This window comes from Polaromonas sp. (assembly GCF_035638815.1).
Lineage (GTDB): Bacteria > Pseudomonadota > Gammaproteobacteria > Burkholderiales > Burkholderiaceae_C > Polaromonas.
On record NZ_DASQZG010000016.1, the window covers coordinates 74,049 to 90,157 of the forward strand.

17 protein-coding genes are annotated in these 16,109 nt (G+C 60.9%); 10 read left to right on the forward strand and 7 right to left on the reverse strand.

What is annotated here, in order from left to right; all coding sequences use genetic code 11:
* Window positions 1-7: 7 nt before the first annotated feature.
* Entirely contained in the window at window positions 8-1,096 is a 1,089-nt protein-coding gene (locus VE934_RS10595; protein ID WP_324887197.1) for a LacI family DNA-binding transcriptional regulator, read from the reverse strand.
* A gap of 84 nt (window positions 1,097-1,180) precedes the next feature.
* On the opposite strand from VE934_RS10595, the gene araD reads away from it, so the two are divergent.
* From araD to VE934_RS10645, 10 genes are all read left to right on the forward strand, one after another.
* On the forward strand, window positions 1,181-2,911 hold the full coding sequence (araD, locus tag VE934_RS10600) for an L-arabinonate dehydratase (protein ID WP_324887199.1): 1,731 nt from the start codon (window positions 1,181-1,183) through the stop codon (window positions 2,909-2,911).
* A gap of 19 nt (window positions 2,912-2,930) precedes the next feature.
* Window positions 2,931-3,728 (forward strand): HpcH/HpaI aldolase family protein, encoded by a 798-nt coding sequence (locus tag VE934_RS10605; protein WP_324887201.1) that lies wholly within the window; start codon window positions 2,931-2,933, stop codon window positions 3,726-3,728.
* 55 nt (window positions 3,729-3,783) lie between these two features.
* A complete protein-coding gene (locus VE934_RS10610) occupies window positions 3,784-4,860 on the forward strand; it encodes a sn-glycerol-3-phosphate ABC transporter ATP-binding protein UgpC (RefSeq protein ID WP_324887203.1) in 1,077 nt (358 codons plus the stop codon).
* A gap of 108 nt (window positions 4,861-4,968) precedes the next feature.
* On the forward strand, window positions 4,969-6,243 hold the full coding sequence (locus VE934_RS10615) for an ABC transporter substrate-binding protein (protein WP_324887206.1): 1,275 nt from the start codon (window positions 4,969-4,971) through the stop codon (window positions 6,241-6,243).
* A gap of 80 nt (window positions 6,244-6,323) precedes the next feature.
* Window positions 6,324-7,220, forward strand: a complete 897-nt coding sequence (locus tag VE934_RS10620; RefSeq protein WP_324887208.1) for a sugar ABC transporter permease — start codon at window positions 6,324-6,326, stop codon at window positions 7,218-7,220.
* Window positions 7,217-8,053, forward strand: coding sequence for a carbohydrate ABC transporter permease (locus VE934_RS10625; protein WP_324887210.1), 837 nt, complete (start codon window positions 7,217-7,219; stop codon window positions 8,051-8,053). Before VE934_RS10620 ends, VE934_RS10625 begins: the two co-directional genes overlap by 4 nt.
* Window positions 8,050-9,183, forward strand: a complete 1,134-nt coding sequence (locus VE934_RS10630; RefSeq protein ID WP_324887212.1) for a Gfo/Idh/MocA family oxidoreductase — start codon at window positions 8,050-8,052, stop codon at window positions 9,181-9,183. The genes VE934_RS10625 and VE934_RS10630 overlap by 4 nt, the downstream gene beginning before the upstream one ends.
* An 85-nt stretch (window positions 9,184-9,268) precedes the next feature.
* Complete coding sequence (locus VE934_RS10635; protein ID WP_324887214.1) at window positions 9,269-10,054, forward strand: SDR family oxidoreductase; 786 nt, start codon at window positions 9,269-9,271, stop codon at window positions 10,052-10,054.
* 213 nt (window positions 10,055-10,267) lie between these two features.
* Window positions 10,268-11,023, forward strand: a complete 756-nt coding sequence (locus VE934_RS10640; protein WP_324887216.1) for a sulfite exporter TauE/SafE family protein — start codon at window positions 10,268-10,270, stop codon at window positions 11,021-11,023.
* Window positions 11,024-11,209: 186 nt separating this feature from the next.
* Window positions 11,210-11,458: a hypothetical protein gene (locus tag VE934_RS10645; protein WP_324887218.1), complete on the forward strand. Its 249-nt coding sequence runs from the start codon at window positions 11,210-11,212 to the stop codon at window positions 11,456-11,458.
* 161 nt (window positions 11,459-11,619) lie between these two features.
* Here VE934_RS10645 and VE934_RS10650 read toward each other — a convergent pair whose 3' ends face one another.
* The 6 genes from VE934_RS10650 to pcaB all read right to left on the reverse strand — a co-directional run bounded on the left by VE934_RS10650 (window position 11,620) and on the right by pcaB (window position 15,983).
* A complete protein-coding gene (locus tag VE934_RS10650) occupies window positions 11,620-12,276 on the reverse strand; it encodes a dienelactone hydrolase family protein (protein ID WP_324887220.1) in 657 nt (218 codons plus the stop codon).
* A gap of 277 nt (window positions 12,277-12,553) precedes the next feature.
* On the reverse strand, window positions 12,554-12,961 hold the full coding sequence (arfB, locus tag VE934_RS10655; RefSeq protein WP_324887222.1) for an alternative ribosome rescue aminoacyl-tRNA hydrolase ArfB: 408 nt from the start codon (window positions 12,959-12,961) through the stop codon (window positions 12,554-12,556).
* Between the two features lie 12 nt (window positions 12,962-12,973).
* A complete protein-coding gene (gene aroQ, locus VE934_RS10660; protein WP_324887224.1) occupies window positions 12,974-13,423 on the reverse strand; it encodes a type II 3-dehydroquinate dehydratase in 450 nt (149 codons plus the stop codon).
* 123 nt (window positions 13,424-13,546) lie between these two features.
* A complete protein-coding gene (locus VE934_RS10665; RefSeq protein ID WP_324887226.1) occupies window positions 13,547-14,338 on the reverse strand; it encodes an alpha/beta fold hydrolase in 792 nt (263 codons plus the stop codon).
* Entirely contained in the window at window positions 14,335-14,757 is a 423-nt protein-coding gene (locus VE934_RS10670) for a carboxymuconolactone decarboxylase family protein (RefSeq protein ID WP_324887228.1), read from the reverse strand. The genes VE934_RS10665 and VE934_RS10670 overlap by 4 nt, the downstream gene beginning before the upstream one ends.
* Window positions 14,754-15,983 (reverse strand): 3-carboxy-cis,cis-muconate cycloisomerase, encoded by a 1,230-nt coding sequence (gene pcaB / locus VE934_RS10675; protein WP_324887230.1) that lies wholly within the window; start codon window positions 15,981-15,983, stop codon window positions 14,754-14,756. Before pcaB ends, VE934_RS10670 begins: the two co-directional genes overlap by 4 nt.
* Window positions 15,984-16,109 lie beyond the last annotated feature (126 nt).

Sequence of the window (16,109 nt, forward strand, 5' to 3'; positions counted from 1 at the left end):
CTCCGTTTTATGACGTTGAACGCTGGACCACGCGCGGGTTGAGTTTGCGCATTTCCGAAAGTTCCAGGTAGCTTGAAGCACCGCTCACGCCTTCCAGGTGCGCGGGTACAGGCTTGGCCTCTGGACCCAGGTCATGCAGGAGCCTGAATGCCGTGGCCTGGCCAATGTTGTAGCGGTCCGTCGCGACCGAGCTGATGCCCGCGCCCAACTGCGCCGCGATGGGGAAGTCGCCGAAACCAAGGATCGCAAAATCCCCGGGCATCACCAGCGACTGGGCCTGCGCATGAAGATACGCGCCGACGGCCAGATGGTCATTTGCAAAGGCTGCAGCGCGGGGCAGGCCGCGCGTCATCAGCGCCGCCATTGCCTGCCGCCCCGCCAGCATGGGCTCGCATCGCGGCGCCACCTCGGTGCTAACGCTGCACCCGAGGCGTTTTGCGCGTTTTACAAAACCGAGTCCGCGCTCGTGCGCGCGAAAATCTTCCGGCACGCCGCTGTCGACATACAAGAGCTCGCGATAACCCTGCTCCACCAGGTGATCGGCCATGAGAGCGCCAACGGCCTCGTGGTTGAAGCCGATCTGCACGAACTCCGCCGGCTTGGGGTCCTTGTCCCACATTTCAATCACTGGCGTTCCTGCGTCCCGTGCTGAACGCATCATCTGCAGCGTCGCTGCACTGTGGCGACGCCCGGTGACAACCAGGCCGGCGGGCATCCAGCCCAGCATCGCGCGGACCAGTTCCTCCTCGCGCGCAGTACTGTAATTGGAAGCCGACAACAGCAGCTCGTAACCCACTGCCTGAAAGACGTCGCACAAGCCCTGGACGGTCTCCGCAAAAATGGTGTTACCGATGTTTGGGATAACCGCGGCTATCACCGGGGAGCGTCCACTGGCCAATCCGCCCGCCTGCTTGTTCGGCGTATAGCCAGTGGCGGCCAGTGCTTCGCGGATTTTGTCAGCGGTGGGAGGAGATACCCGGTGCGGCTCGCGCAAATAACGCGAAATGGTCATGGTCGTGACCTCCGCCAGGCGGGCCACATCCGCCAGGGTGCTGCGGCCGGTTGAACGCTTGTTGTACTTTGTTGCTGCGGACATAGGGTTTATCTTGATGGCAGGAGTATCGCCAAGCGTTAATGTTACCGCTAACACGGTTGATCGATCAAGCTGAAATAATTTTTAATGAAAACGCTGTCTGAACTCAGAAGCCAGCGCTGGTTTGCCGATAGTGGCATGCGCGGCTTCGCCCACCGTCAACGCATGCAGCAGCAAGGCTGGCAACGCGCCGATGTGATGAGCCGGCCCATGGTGGCCATCATCAACACCTGGAGCGACCTGTCCCCTTGCCACTCGCACCTGCGCGAGCGCGCCGAAGCCGTCAAGAAAGGCATCCTCATGGCCGGCGGCTACCCGGTCGAACTTCCTGCCATGAGCCTGGGCGAGGTGATGGTCAAGCCGACCACCATGCTGTATCGCAACTTCCTGGCGATGGAGGTCGAAGAGCTGCTGCGCAGTCTGCCCTGCGACGGCGTGGTGCTGCTGGCGGGTTGCGACAAAACCACCCCCGGCACGGTCATGGGCGCGATCAGCATGGACATCCCCACCATCTTTTGCGCGGCGGGCCCCATGCTCAATGACCGCCATGTAAAAAACGGCGTGTCTCAAGTGGTCGGTGCGGGCACGCATACGCGAATCTTCTGGGACGAATATCAGGCCGGAAAATTGAACGCGGCCGACATGCAACAGCTGGAGAGCCGCATGACGCGCTCGCCAGGCACATGCAACACCATGGGCACGGCCAGCACCATGACCAGCATCGTCGAGGCCCTGGGCCTGGCGCTTCCCGGCTCAACCAGCATCCCGGCCATGGACTCGGCACACACGCGCATGGCAACGCAATGCGGACAGCGCATTGTCAAGATGATCTGGGAGGACCTCAAGCCCTCGCGTCTGCTGACCCGTGGTTCCTTTGACAACGCGGTCGCGGTTCAAATGGCGCTGGGCGGCTCAACTAATGCTGCCGTGCACATCCTGGCCATGGCGGGTCGGGCCGGCATTGAACTCACGCTGCAAGACCTCGACACCGCTGCGCGCGACGTGCCGGTGCTTGCAAATCTCTTCCCGAGCGGCGACAAGCTGATGGAAGATTTTTATTACGCGGGCGGCCTGCCGTCGCTGATGCGGGCGATCGAGTCCAAGCTGTCGACCGGTGAAATGACGGTGGCTGGCACCACGGTCGCAGACCACCTCAAACTGGCCACCCTACCCGACGGCGATGTGATCCGCACGCTTGACAACCCGGTGTCCGGCAGTTCAGCGTTGGCCGTTCTCAAGGGCAACCTCGCGCCCAACGGTGCGGTCATCAAGCCGAGTGCCGCCACGCCTGCGCTGCTCCACCACCGCGGAAAGGCTCTGGTGTTTGACAACCAGCCCGAGATGCTGGCTGCCATGGCCGACGAAACGCTGGACTGCGACGCCAGCACGGTGCTGGTATTGCGCAACGGCGGTCCCGTGGGCGCGCCTGGCATGCCTGAGTGGGGCAACCTGCCCATTCCCAAAAAGCTGCTCAAGCAGGGTGTGCGCGACATGCTCCGCCTGAGCGACTCGCGCATGAGCGGCACCCATTACGGCACCTGCGTGTTGCACATCTCCCCCGAGAGCGCGATCGGCGGGCCGCTTGCTTTCGTGCGCACCGGGGACGTCATCGAGATCAACGTCGATGCGCGCAAACTGGAGCTGCATGTTGATGACGAGGAACTCGCCCGCCGCAAGGCCGCCTGGAAACCTGCCGAACAACGGTACCAGCGCGGCTTCACCCAGCTCTATCAGCGGCACGTGACACAGGCGCACGAAGGCTGCGACTTCGACTTTTTGCAGGGCACCGCCCCCACGCCGGAGCCTGCCATCTTCTGACCCTGACGCAAATGCACTTATGAACAATCCCTTTCAAACCATGCTGGCACGCACCGGCTACCCCGGCGGCTATCCCGTAGGCACCTGGGTCATGTCGGCCAGCCCCGTGGTGGCTGAGGCCGTTGGCTGCGCAGGCTTTGACTGGGCTGTGGTCGACATGGAGCACAGCCCCTTGGACCAGATGAACCTGGTGCATCTTCTGCAAGCGATCGCAGGTACCCCCATGCTGCCCATCACACGCGTCCCCTGGAACGACACCGTGATGGTCAAGCGGGTATTGGACGCAGGCGCCCAAACCATCATGTTTCCCTTTGTGCAAAACGCCGCCGAAGCAGCACAAGCGGTAGCCGCCTGCAAATACGCACCCGACGGGCTTCGTGGCATGGCCGCCATGAGCCGCGGTTCGCGCTTTGGCACCGTTAAGGATTATTTCAAGGTCGCCAATGCGGCTGTCAGCGTCATTGTGCAAATTGAAACCCCCGAGGCCATCGCAAAAGTGGCTGAAATCGCCTCCGTGCCCGGGGTCGATGCCTTGTTCTTCGGTCCCGGAGATCTCAGTGGCGCCATGGGCCATGTCGGCAATCCCATGCACGACGAAGTGGTCGCCCTCATGGCGGGCGGCGTGAAGCAATGCCACGCAGTCGGCAAGCCAGTCGGCACGGTGGGCGGCACGCCCCAGGCGGTGGCAACCTACCGCGCCTCCGGTTTCGACTACATTGCCTGCGGCTCTGACCTCGGCCTGATGATGCGCCAGTGCGCAGCGGCGCTGTCGGAGGTCCGGGCGCAGACCACCGTCATCCACAGCCAGGGCTATTGAATGAACACTTTTTCGCCCGGTCAAGACAATAGTGGCAAGTACATGGAGCGCGCGCATGGCTGACGTACAGCTTCGGCAAATCACCAAGTCCTACGACGGAAAAAACAATGTCATTCACGGCATTGACCTGGAAATTCCAGACGGTCAGTTCATCGTCTTTGTCGGCCCCTCGGGGTGCGGGAAATCCACGCTGCTACGCATGATTGCAGGGCTGGAGCCAATCACCGGCGGAGATGTGTTGATAGGCGGCAAGCGAGTGAATGACGAGCCGCCGCGCAACCGGGACATTGCCATGGTCTTCCAGGACTATGCGCTGTATCCGCACAAGAACCTCTACGACAACATGGCCTTCGGGCTGCGGCTGCGAAAAACGCCGGAACCGGAAATCAAGCGTCGCGTGATGGACGCAGCAGGCCTGCTCCGCATCGACCACATGCTGGATCGCAAACCCGCAGCGCTGTCCGGCGGGCAGCGCCAGCGGGTGGCCATCGGACGGGCGATCGTGCGCCAGCCAAAGGTGTTTTTATTCGACGAACCGCTGTCCAACCTCGACGCCCAGTTGCGCGGGGAAATGCGCACCGAAATCAAGAAGCTGCACCAGCGCCTGGGCACAACCATCATCTACGTCACGCATGACCAGGTCGAGGCCATGACGCTGGCCGACCGAATCGCTGTACTCAGCGCGGGCCACAAGATGCAGTACGCCAGTCCGCACGAGATCTACAACCGCCCTGCCGCGCTCTTCGTGGCGGGCTTCACGGGCTCACCGCCCATGAACCTGCTGCCGTGCACGCTGCGCGACGGCAAGATAGATCTGGGCGGGGGCGCTGTGGTGGATCTGCCAGCGCCCCTTCAGCCCGTTGCCACGCTGGCAAGCGAACTGCGGTTTGGCATACGTCCCGAAGACGTCGCCCTCGCCGCTGCGCCCGAAGCCACTGCGCTGTCCGCCACCGTGGTACTGACCGAGCCGCTGGGCGCCGAGACGCTGGTGACCTTCCAGGTGGGCGCCAGCGAGCTGATCTCGCGCTGCCCGGCAAGTTTCAACCTGAAACCGGGCAGCCCGATGACGATCTACCTGCCCGCTGAAAAAATCCATCTCTTCGACGCCGCCAGTGGCAACGCCTTGCGATGAGTGCGGCCGCCGTCCCCGTTTTGAGTTTGATCCCTGATTCCGAGAAGAGTGCCAAAGCACCGACTGCCTTTTCACTAGTAAACCGAGCTACCACCAAGGAGACATGAAATGAAACGACGTAACCTCGCACCCCTGGCCCTGATGGGCGTGGCTCTTTCCACAGCGCTGCTCACCGGCAGCGCCTGGGCGCAGCAAACCACCACCCTGCGTGTCTTTTCGGGCGGCCAAAACCAGCGCCCCGACTTGATGCGCAAGCTGTTCGATCAATACCAGGCAGCCAACCCGGGCGTCAAGATCGAGATTGAAACTGGCGGCGCGACATCGGAGCTGCAGCGGCAGTACCTGTCGACGGTGCTGAACGCCAAAGACTCCGCCATCGACATTTACCTCATTGACATCGTGAACCCGGCGCAATATTTCAGCGCGGGTTGGCTTGAGCCGCTGGACCAGTACGTCGGCGGCGTGTCAGCGCTCAAACCCTACCTTCCTGTCTACTCGCAAGCCAATGTCGTAGACGGCAAGGTCGCGGCCATGCCCGCATTCGCTGACGCCATGTTCATGTACTACCGCAAGGACCTGCTCGAAAAATATGGCATCAAGGAACCCAAGACCTGGGATGAATTGAGTGCCGCCTCGATGAAAATCCAGCAGGCCGAAAAGAGACCCGACCTGCAGGGACTGTCCATCCAGGGCGCTCCTATTGAAGGGGCGGTCTGCACTTTCTTGCTGCCGTACTGGAGCATGGGCAAGTCATTCAACGATGCCTCCGGCAAGATGACCCTGGACAAGGCCGCTGCCGCCAAGGGCATGGACATGTGGCTGAAGATGGTGGACCAGGGCGTAATCAAGCGCAACGTGGCCGAGGTCAAGACCCCGGACACGGTCAACGAGTTCAAGGCCGGTCAGGTCGCATTTGCCATCAACTGGGGCTTTGCCTGGGACCGTTTCCAGGGGGATCCAGACAGTCAGGTCAAGGGCAAAGTTGGCGTCATGCCCCTTCCCGCAGTCGCTGGCGGAACCAGCGCGACCTGCATCGGCGGATGGCAATGGGCAGTAAGTGCCTTCAGCAAAAGCAAGCCTGCCGCAGCCAAGCTGGTACAACACCTGGCTTCCCCAGCCTCCAGCAAGTTCCTGGCAGTACAGGGTTCGCTGATGCCGACCATCCAGAGCGTCTACACCGACGCGGACGTGGTCAAGGAGGTGCCATGGTTCAAGGATGCCGCAGCTGTCGTCGTCGCCGGCCGAAGCCGCCCGATGAGCCCTCGCTACGGCGAAGTCAGCGACGCGATCCGGACCACGACCAGCGCCGTGCTTGCGCGCACCAAGACCCCGACAGACGGAGTGAACGAAATTGAAGGCAAGCTCAGCCGCGTGATGCGGTAAGCGCCCTGCGATAGACGCACGTCCCCTGGCGCTGGACCCCCAGCGCCAGGGCTTGCAACCCGCCCGACGGCAACAGCACCATGTTGAAAAACCTACGCGACCCTTCCGAAAAAGCGCTCGGCTTCATGCTGCTGCTGCCGGCCTTCGCGCTGCTGGCCATGATCGTGGCCTACCCTATCGGCAAGCTGATCTACAACAGCTTTTTTGACTTCAGACTGTCCAGCGGCGTCAACGCCTTCAAGTTCATTGGCATGGCCAACTATGCCGACGCCTGGAAGGACGCGGACTTCTGGAACGCCGCCACCAACACCATCCTGATCACGCTCATCACCGTGCCAGCGTCCCTTGTGGTGGGCCTGGGCCTTGCCATGCTGGCCAACCTGCCCTTCAAACGCAAATGGCCCGTGCGGCTGGCGCTGCTGCTGCCATGGGCTTTGCCACTGAGTTTTGCGGGATTGATCTTTGCCTGGTTTTTCCACACCGAATACGGCGTCGTCAACGACGTGATGCAGCGCTTGGGGGTCTCCACGAACCGGGACCAGACGATGTGGCTGCTGCGCCCCAACCTCGCGTTTACTGCCATTTGCCTGACCATCATCTGGAAAACCAGCTCTTTCATGGCACTTATTTTGTTGGCTGGCCTCCAGATGATTCCCAAGTCGCTTTATGAAGCTGCGGAAGTTGACGGCGCCAGTAAGTGGCAGCAGTTTCGGGAAGTCACCATTCCCATGCTGATGCCGAGCATCATTGTGGCCCTGATCTTTCGCACCATCACCGCCCTGCAGACCTTTGATATTCCCTACACCATGACGCGGGGTGGCCCTGGCAACTCCACCGAAACCCTGGCCATGCTGATACACAAGACGACGATTGAATACCTTGATGTTGGCTACGGCTCGACCCTGGCGGTATTTATGTTCCTGATTTCGCTGAGCGTCACGGCGTTTTATCTCAAGCGCATTGGGAGGGCGGCATGAACACCGGCGAATTGTGGACGTCTGGCCGGCTTCGTTTTGTAGCCGCAGCACTGGTCGTCATCAACGGCTTTTTTCCTGCCGTATGGATTCTCCTCACCTCGCTCAAACGGGACGTGGAGTTGGTGCAAAAACCCATTACCTGGTGGCCGCACAATCCGACGTTGCACAACTACGTGCAGGCATTTACCGACCAGCCGCTGCTGCGCTACCTGGCAAACAGCTTTATCGTTGCAAGCCTAGCCACCGTGTTCTCCCTGCTGGTGGCGGCGTGCGCCGCCTATGCCATTGCACGGCTGAACTTGAAGCACCGCCAACTCATACTGACCGCCATCGTGGCGTCCAGCATGTTCCCCCTGGTCACACTGCTGGTGCCAATCTTCGAGACCATGCGCACATTGAACCTGCTGAACACCTACACCGCCTTGGTGTTGCCGTACGTGGTGCTTAACCTTCCAATCTGCACGCTGGTCCTCGTCAGCTTCTTCCAGAGCATTCCCAAAGATCTGGAAAATGCGGCCATGATTGACGGCTGCACGCGACTGGGCACGCTTTGGCACGTCGTCATTCCGCTGGCAGCACCGGGCGTCATGACGGCGGGCATACTGGCCTTCGTCAACGCGTGGGACGAGTTTTTGCTCGCGCTGTCGCTCAACTCCAGCGCATCCATGCGCACGCTTCCGGTTGGCATCACGCTGTACCAGGGCGAATTTACATTTCCGTGGCCTATCATTTCGGCCGCACTCATCGTCGCCATCGTTCCCATTGCGGTGTTGATCGCCGTGTTTCAGGAGCGTGTGGTGGGTGGACTGACTCAAGGTGGAATAAAGGGATGAGCACGATGCAGCAGATCCGTTACGGCATCATCGGCTGCGGCAGCATGGGCCGCGAGCACATTGAAAACATCAAGGCGCTGGATGGTGCGCAGGTTGTCGCCATTGCCGACCCCAATGCGGCCAGCCGCAGCGCAGCCAGCGCGCTGCTGAGCGATACGACCCGCGTGTTCGATCGTTACCAGGATCTGCTGGACGCCGAACTGTGCGATGCGATTGTCATCGCCACGCCCAACTTCACCCACGCCGAGGTGATGCGCCAGGCGTTGCCGACATCGGCACATCTGCTGATCGAAAAGCCGCTCTGCACGACGCTGGCCGACTGCGCCGACCTTGTTCATCAGGCCCAGGGTCGCAAAGGCATCGTCTGGGTGGCGCAGGAGTACCGCTACATGCCGCCCGTGGCAGAGATGATCCGGCTTGCGCACGATGGTGCCATCGGCCGCCTGCATCAGGTGGCGATCCGGGAGCACCGGGAGCCGTTTTATCCCAAGGTCGGCGACTGGAACCGGTTCACCGCCAACACCGGCGGCACGCTGGTCGAAAAGTGCTGCCACTACTTCAACCTCATGGACCTCGTGCTGCGTGAAAGTCCAGTACGTGTTTTTGCCTCGGGTGCCCAGCGCGTCAACCACCTGGACGAGCGCTACGCTGGCCCCGACGGAAAAACCACACCGGACATTCTGGACAGCGCCTACGTGATCGTGGAGTACGCGAGCGGCGCTCGCGCCATGCTCGACTTGTGCATGTTTGCCGAAAATTCGATGGACAACGAACACATCACCGTCGTGGGCGACGAAGGAAAACTTGAGTCGCTGATTCCGTCGCTGCAACTTCGCCACGGGCGCCGCGACGACTGGGGCAAACGCGAAGTTTGGGGCCAGCCTTCAGGCACTGGGCGCGGGGTGTCGGTACGGCGCGTGTGGGACACAAATATCCGCTATCCGGGCCAGCACTTTGGTGCCTCCTACATCGAGCACCAGCGCTTTGCGCACGCCATTCGCAGCGGCGAACCCCCAGAGATCCCCCTGGAAGAAGGCCTGCGCAGCGTCGCGACCGGTCTGGCGGCCCACCGAAGTATCGAAACCGGTCAGCCCGTGCTGATGCGCGATATTCTTCCCGCAGGTTTCTGACAACAACTGAGACGACACCACACGGACCGTGCCTACAGCGGCACATGGCAACCCACCTCATTAACGCCGAAACTTCTTCCAGCCCATGACATTTGCCGTCTACCCATCCCTGCAGCGCAAGGTCGTCTTTATCTCCGGTGGCAGTTCGGGCATAGGTGCCGAGCTGGTGAAAGCCTTTGCCGCGCAGGGCAGTCAGGTGGCCTTCTGCGGCACCCAACCCGGCGGCGGCGACCGACTCACGGAAGAAGCTACCGCCGCCGGGTGGCTGGCGCCCTTTTACGAGGCCTGCGATGTGCGGGATGTGCCGGCACTGCAAGCCATGCTGGGCCGGGTGGCCGACAAGTTAGGCCCCATACAGGTTCTGGTCAACAACGCGGGACGCGACGACCGCCATTCGCTTGACGAACTCACCCCCGACTATTGGGACAACTGCCTGAACCTCAACCTGCGCCACCAGGTGTTTGCAACGCAAACCGTTGCCCGGCAACTGAAGTCAGCCGGGCTGCCCGGCTCCATCATCAACATGGGAAGCATCAGCTGGATGCGCGGGCGGCCCAACCTGATCGGCTACACCAGCGCCAAAGCCGCCATCAGCGGCATGACGCGCAGCCTGGCGCGGGAACTCGGTGAGCACGGTATTCGCGTCAATGCCCTCGTACCCGGCGCCATCGTGACGGAGAGGCAAACCCAGCTCTGGCGTGATCCGGTGGAAGACCAAAAATTTATAGACTTCCAGTGCCTCAAGTTCCGGCTGGAGTCAGTCCATGTGGCCCGTCCGACTTTGTTTCTGGCCAGCGACGACAGCGACGGCATCACCGGACAAAACCTGCTGGTGGACGCAGGCCTCGCGCAGGTATCGGTCGCAGGTTAGCGCCCCTAGGCTGTGCGCACCAACGTGTATGCCGACCGTAATCTGCTCTCGAGTTGCATGACCGTCTGGACTAGCCGCTCCACGATACGCCATACTTCGTCTCACCGTTCGGGCTGAGCCTGTGGAAGCCGGGTGTCAATCAACAATCGCTCTACAGCCTCAGGGCGGACGGTTTGAATTAACCACGATACCCTGACGGAATGCCGATTCATCATGGAAACCCAGACACTTGTCATCATCGCCGGCGCAATAGCCGCAGGCTTTGTGCAGGGCCTTACCGGTTTCGCCTTCGGAATGGTGGCTATGTCCTTCTGGGCGTGGACGATTGATCCGCGACTGGCGGCGGCTATGGCCGTATTTGGTGGCCTGACCGGCCAGGTGATTGCGGCTGTCACCGTGCGACGCGGTTTTGATCTCAAACTGCTGGCGCCCTTTGTTATCGGTGGCCTGCTGGGCCTGCCGATCGGCCTGCTGCTTTTGCCCCGGCTGGACGTGATGGTGTTCAAGGCCTTCCTCGGCACACTGCTCGTCATCTGGTGCCCGGCCATGTTGTTCAGCAGCAAACTGCCACGCATCACACGTGGCGGGCGTGTTGCAGACGCCCTGATAGGCGCAAGCGGTGGCGTGATGAGCGGCCTGGGCGGCTTCGCCGGCGTTATACCTACGCTGTGGTGCACCCTGCGCGGCATGGAAAAAAATGCCCAGCGCGCCATCGTGCAAAGCTTCAACCTGTCCATGCTGCTCGTCACCTTTGGCAGTTACCTCGCCACAGGCATCATCACCACCGCCACCCTGCCCTACCTCGCCATCGTCGCGCTGGCGCTGTTGATTCCATCCTTGTTGGGTGCTCGTCTTTATGTCGGTATCAGCGAGACTTCGTTTCGCAAGTTGGTGTTGAGTTTGTTGACTTGCTCTGGGGTGGCCTTGCTGGCTTCTTCGGTGCCGGGGTTGTTGAGGCGCTTGGGATGAGCAGTGGAGCTTCAAAGCGGTCGCCTCGGTGGCTGACAAACACGGTTCGGACCAATACCAATCAATTGGGTCTGTCATTCGAAAGGGCTGCAGTAGTGGATGCTCGTACAGAGGAAGTCCACGCGCCAAGGGTTTCGTTTGGCTGCTGTTAAGTTGGGGTCAATCTTTTGATCAAGTTGGATAACTATGCAACGCGAGCTTAAGTTCTTTGGTTGGTTTGCACTCGCCCTTGGATGTGTCAGCATTTTGGGAGGGCTGGCCATTCTTGGCGGGTGGTCGACGCTGTCCGCAGAAGGTAGTTGCAGAGCAATTTGTGGCCTGTCCATGCTTTTTGCAGCGTTGTTTGGCGATTCCACGAAAACGCTTGTTGGCGGCTTGCTGACACTCATCTTAGGAGTGGCATTTTGTCTACTTGCCTATCGTGTTCTCAAGTAATGCTGTGCTTGAACACCGCCCTTCGACCGCCACGACGTAGCACTCTCTCTGCGATTGCATTTGTTTTTCGCTGCCAGGGCCTTGCCGCAGTGGGCAGTATCGTTCTCTGGTTCGAAAATAACTCGACGTCCTATGATTTCGGACCGATCGGTGAAGACAGCTCAAACAGTCAAGCCCTCTAGCCACCCCATCGCATCAACCAACTCCTGCTGAATCAACTCATGCGCACTCGGATACTCCGAGTAGCGCAACTCAATCGGCAGTGTTTGCACCAGCTCGCGGATCGCATGCGCTCGATCCAGCGGAATTACTTGGTCGTGTGTACCGTGGCTGAGCCAAAGTTGTTTGCCTGTTAAAGCCGCGTTCGTCGCCACCAGAGGCACCACCTGCGCCAGAAGGCGGCTGTGCAGCACCATGGCGCCCTGCAGCAATCCAGGCTGAGTCAGGAGCAGAGACAACGCTATGATGCCTCCCTGGCTGAAGCCGCCTACCACCACGCGATCTGCCGGGATGCCGAGTTGCTGTGCGGCTAGGGTCAAGGTTGTCGCAACGGTGGCGCGGCTGGCCTCTTCTTGTGGTTCGTCGATGATGCGTTCGCCTGACCGGGTGATGCTGAATTCGAACCACCCGTAAGCCCCGGGCCCCATGACATATGGAGCACGCAGGCTGAGCACATGAAAATTCCTGGGTACATAGGGCGCCAGGCCAAACAGGTCTTCTTCATTGCTGCCGACGCCGTGCATGAGCACCAGCAGCCAAGGCGCCGCACTTGCCGCATTTGCGGGACGGTGCAGAAAGGAAAGGGGTAAATCAAGCATGGGCGAAAACTCCTGCGGGCATTGTGCCCGCCCTTCATGCGGCTGGCCGTGGCAGGAAACGCTTGTACGCGAGCAGCACCAGAACAAACGCCGCACGCAGACCTGCTGAGAGCAGTTGCCCGTGGCATAAAAGGGTGGGCGCGGGTTTTATTTGCTGGCGTGGCATGGATCCCGGGTCAGGCCCGGGATGACAGGCACACTCCTATTTTGATAGCAATCTATTCCCACCAGTAAAGGGCAAAGTGCCAATTTCATCAACCAACGCCAGGGGAGCGCCCTATTCGGCCACTTTTCCGCGAGAACTCTTAATCGCCGAGCGCTGGCTTTTGCCTTCAAGCCGTCGCTGCTTGGAGCCATAGGTCGGTTTGGTGGCGCGGCGGGGTTTGGGGGGTACTGCTACCGCATCAACCACTTCCTGCAACCGGGCAAGAGCGTCGGCCCGGTTCATCTCCTGCGTGCGGTGTTGCTGCGCCTTCAGCACAAAGACTCCTTCTTGCGTGATGCGACTGTCACTTAGCGCCAGCAGCCGCTCCTTGATGGCGTCGGGCAGTGACGAAGCTGCGATGTCAAAGCGCAGATGAATGGCGCTTGAGACCTTGTTGACGTTTTGGCCGCCTGCGCCCTGAGCGCGGATCGCACTGAACTCGACCTCGCGCTCGTCGACCGGGTAGCTGGGCGGTAACACGCGCGTCGCTCGTCAGGCGGCCATGTCCGCCAAACCGGCAATGGCCAGGGCATAACCTTTGACGCCGAAGCCGGCCATCACGGCCTTGGCCGCGGGCGAGATGTAGGAGTGGTGGCGGAATGCCTCGCGCGCATGCACGTTGCTGATGTGCAGCTCGACCAGTGTCACACCCGCGCCTTTGATGGCGTCGTGCAGCGCAATGCTGGTGTGGGTGTAGGCGCCGGCATTCAGCACCACGCCGACCAGCGTACCGGCAGCCTGTGCGCGCCCTGCTTCCTGAATGGCGTCGACCAGCGCGCCTTCGTGGTTGCTTTGGCGAAAATCCAGCTTGAAACCATGCGTGGCGCAGGCCTTCTGGCACAAGGCCTCAACGTCGGCCAGTGTCTGTGAACCGTACACCGCAGGCTCGCGTGTGCCCAGCAGGTTGAGGTTGGGACCATTGAGGACCAGAACTGTTTTCATGGACAAGGCTTTCTGTTGTTGTCAGGTGTCAGCGTCAAGAAGGATTATCGGCGCAGCCTTGGCTTCGATCAAATGATGGTGGCAATCTTCTCCGCCATCCCCTCGCCAAGCCGCACCTTGCGCTCAACCAGGTTGTTTGAGCTCGCCCCAGAAGCTTTCAAGCAAGGACGAGAAAGACCCGGCTTGCTCAACGGCACTGAGATGCGCGGCGTCCAGGGTACGCAACTGCGCGCCTGGAATACTTTCCGCAATAGCTTGCGACATGGCAACCGGTGTAGCTTCATCCAGCGTACCGCCAATGACCAGCGCGGGGCATTTGATGCCGGGATTACTGGCCCGAAAGTCGATGTTGGCGACGGCCACACAGCTTGCGGCATAAGCGGCCGCATCGGTAAGCTCAAGCCGGGTGCGCAGCGCTGCGACTCGCTGGGCGCCGCCACCCGCCGCGTCTTCCCTGAATGCTGGCGTGAACCAGCGCTGCATGGCGCCGTCTGCAATAGCGGCAACCCCATTGGCAAGCACCGTGTCGACCCGTGCCTGCCACATGGCACGGGCAGCCTCGTCATACCAGCTGGCGGAATTGGCAATGGTGATGCTCTTGACCAGCTCCGGGTGCCGCGCGGCCAGCGCCTGCGCTGTCATGCCGCCCAGGCTCAGGCCAACAAAATGCACCGGTCCTTTTGCGTGCGTCTGTATCAGTCCGGCGGCATCATCGGCCAACATGTCGATCGTGTACGGGCCCGGCGGTGCTTCGGATTGCCCGTGGCCTCTATGGTCGTAACGCAGCACGGTGTAGCGGCGGGCCAGAACCGCAGCGACGCCGTCCCACATGCTGATGTCGCAACCCAGGGCGTGACTCAACACCACCGCCGGGCCCTGCCCTTCGCTAACCCAATGCAAGCGCGGCGTTGTCATGCTTCGTTTTGATCGCTTGCGGATGTAATCGCAGGCAAAAGCCCTTTTTCCCGAAGGACGCCAGTTGCCAGTGCCATTGCATGGTTAGCAGCCGGCAGGCCGCAATAAATGGCCGCCTGCATGATGACTTCCTTGATGTCATCAGGGGTGAGGCGTGAATCGTCAGGTCCATCAAGCGCTGCGCGGACGTGCAGCACAAACTCGTCATAAGCCTTCAGCCCTATCAGGGTCGACAACACCATCAGGCGACGCGTTTTGTCACCCAGCGCGGGGCGGCCCCAAATTTCGTTCCAGGCATACCGGGTGATCAGGTCCTGAAACTCGTCGTTGAAGGAGTTGCTGCTGGCGATGGATTTGTCAACCCAGGCGTCACCCAGCACGCGGCGGCGGTTGACCATTCCTTTGTCGTAGTCATTCATGGTGTTGTCCCAGCGTTTGTTGTTTCTGTTGACTCATTGAGCTCTGTGAGGATGGTGACCTGTCCCCGCGCCAGCGCGGCGGCGCCCTGTGCAAGGTCCAAGCCAAACCACTCTTTTGCCACATCGCCCGGCAATTCATTCCGCAGCTTTTCAATGTTTGCAAGCATCCGGGCAGTGTCCACCTGCAGACCCGGCAGCGCCCGCGCCATGGCACGTGTGGCGCCGTGCGCCGACATCAGCAAGCCCGGCCACTCGGCCAGTTCAGCCTGCCAGTTGCCCAGCGCGCGTTCATGCTCTTGCGGCATGGCAGCCAGCAAGGCCGCCACACGCTGCGGCGCCCGCTGCGCCGCCGCCAGCGCGACCATGCAGGCCACCGGGTTGCGCTTGTGCGGCATGGCGGATGATCCGCCGCGTCCGGGTTTGGTGGGCTCGCTGACCTCGCCAACTTCATACTGACTCATGAGCGAAATGTCTTTGGCGATTTTTCCAAAACTGCCCGCGAGCAAGCCCAGCTCGCATCCCAGCCCAATCCATTCGTCGCGCTGCGTGTGCCAGGCAAACGTTGGCGCTTTCAGTTTCAGGTCTGCCGCCATCAGGGCCCTAACCTGCGCACCTTTGCCCTGCATTTGCGCCAGCGTGCCCACAGCACCACCAAGCTGAACGCTCAGGGCGTTGCTTGCACTGGCCTTCAGGCGCTGCCGGCTGCGCACCAGAGGCGCAGCCCAGCCAGCGCACTTGAACCCGAAGCTGGTCACCGACGCGGGCTGCATCAGGGTACGCCCCAGCACCGGATGCTCTGCATGCCGCGTCGCCAGCATCAATAAGGCAGCAATCGCTTTGTTCAGGTCCGTATCAATCAGGGCAAGCGTGTTGCGGGTCACCAAAGCCATCGCCGTGTCAATCACATCTTGCGAGGTCGAGCCCAAATGCACAAAGTCGGCGGCCTCCTGGTCAACAAGGCGAACGGTTTCTTTCAGGCGCATGACCAGCGGGATGGCAATGCTGCCCGCCTGCCCGCTGTCACGCGCGATTTTGGCGACGTCAAACAGCTCAACCTTGCAGGCTCCAATGATGGACCGGGCGGCCGACTCGGGGATCAAGCCCACGGTGGCCTGGGCGCGCGCCAGCGACGCTTCAAAGCGCAGCATCGCGCTCAGGAAACTTCGCTCGCTGAACGCCTCCAGAACTTCCGGGGTTGAAAGAAAACCTTCAAAAATGCTGCTCATGTCGTTGGGTGGTTGATGGATGATTGAACCTTCCATGGATCATGACAGGCAATTGATGACCCATTGGCCCTGAACCTTCCTGAGGCGAGGGCAGGATCACCTTTAGCGGTGGGGCGTCAGGAATGA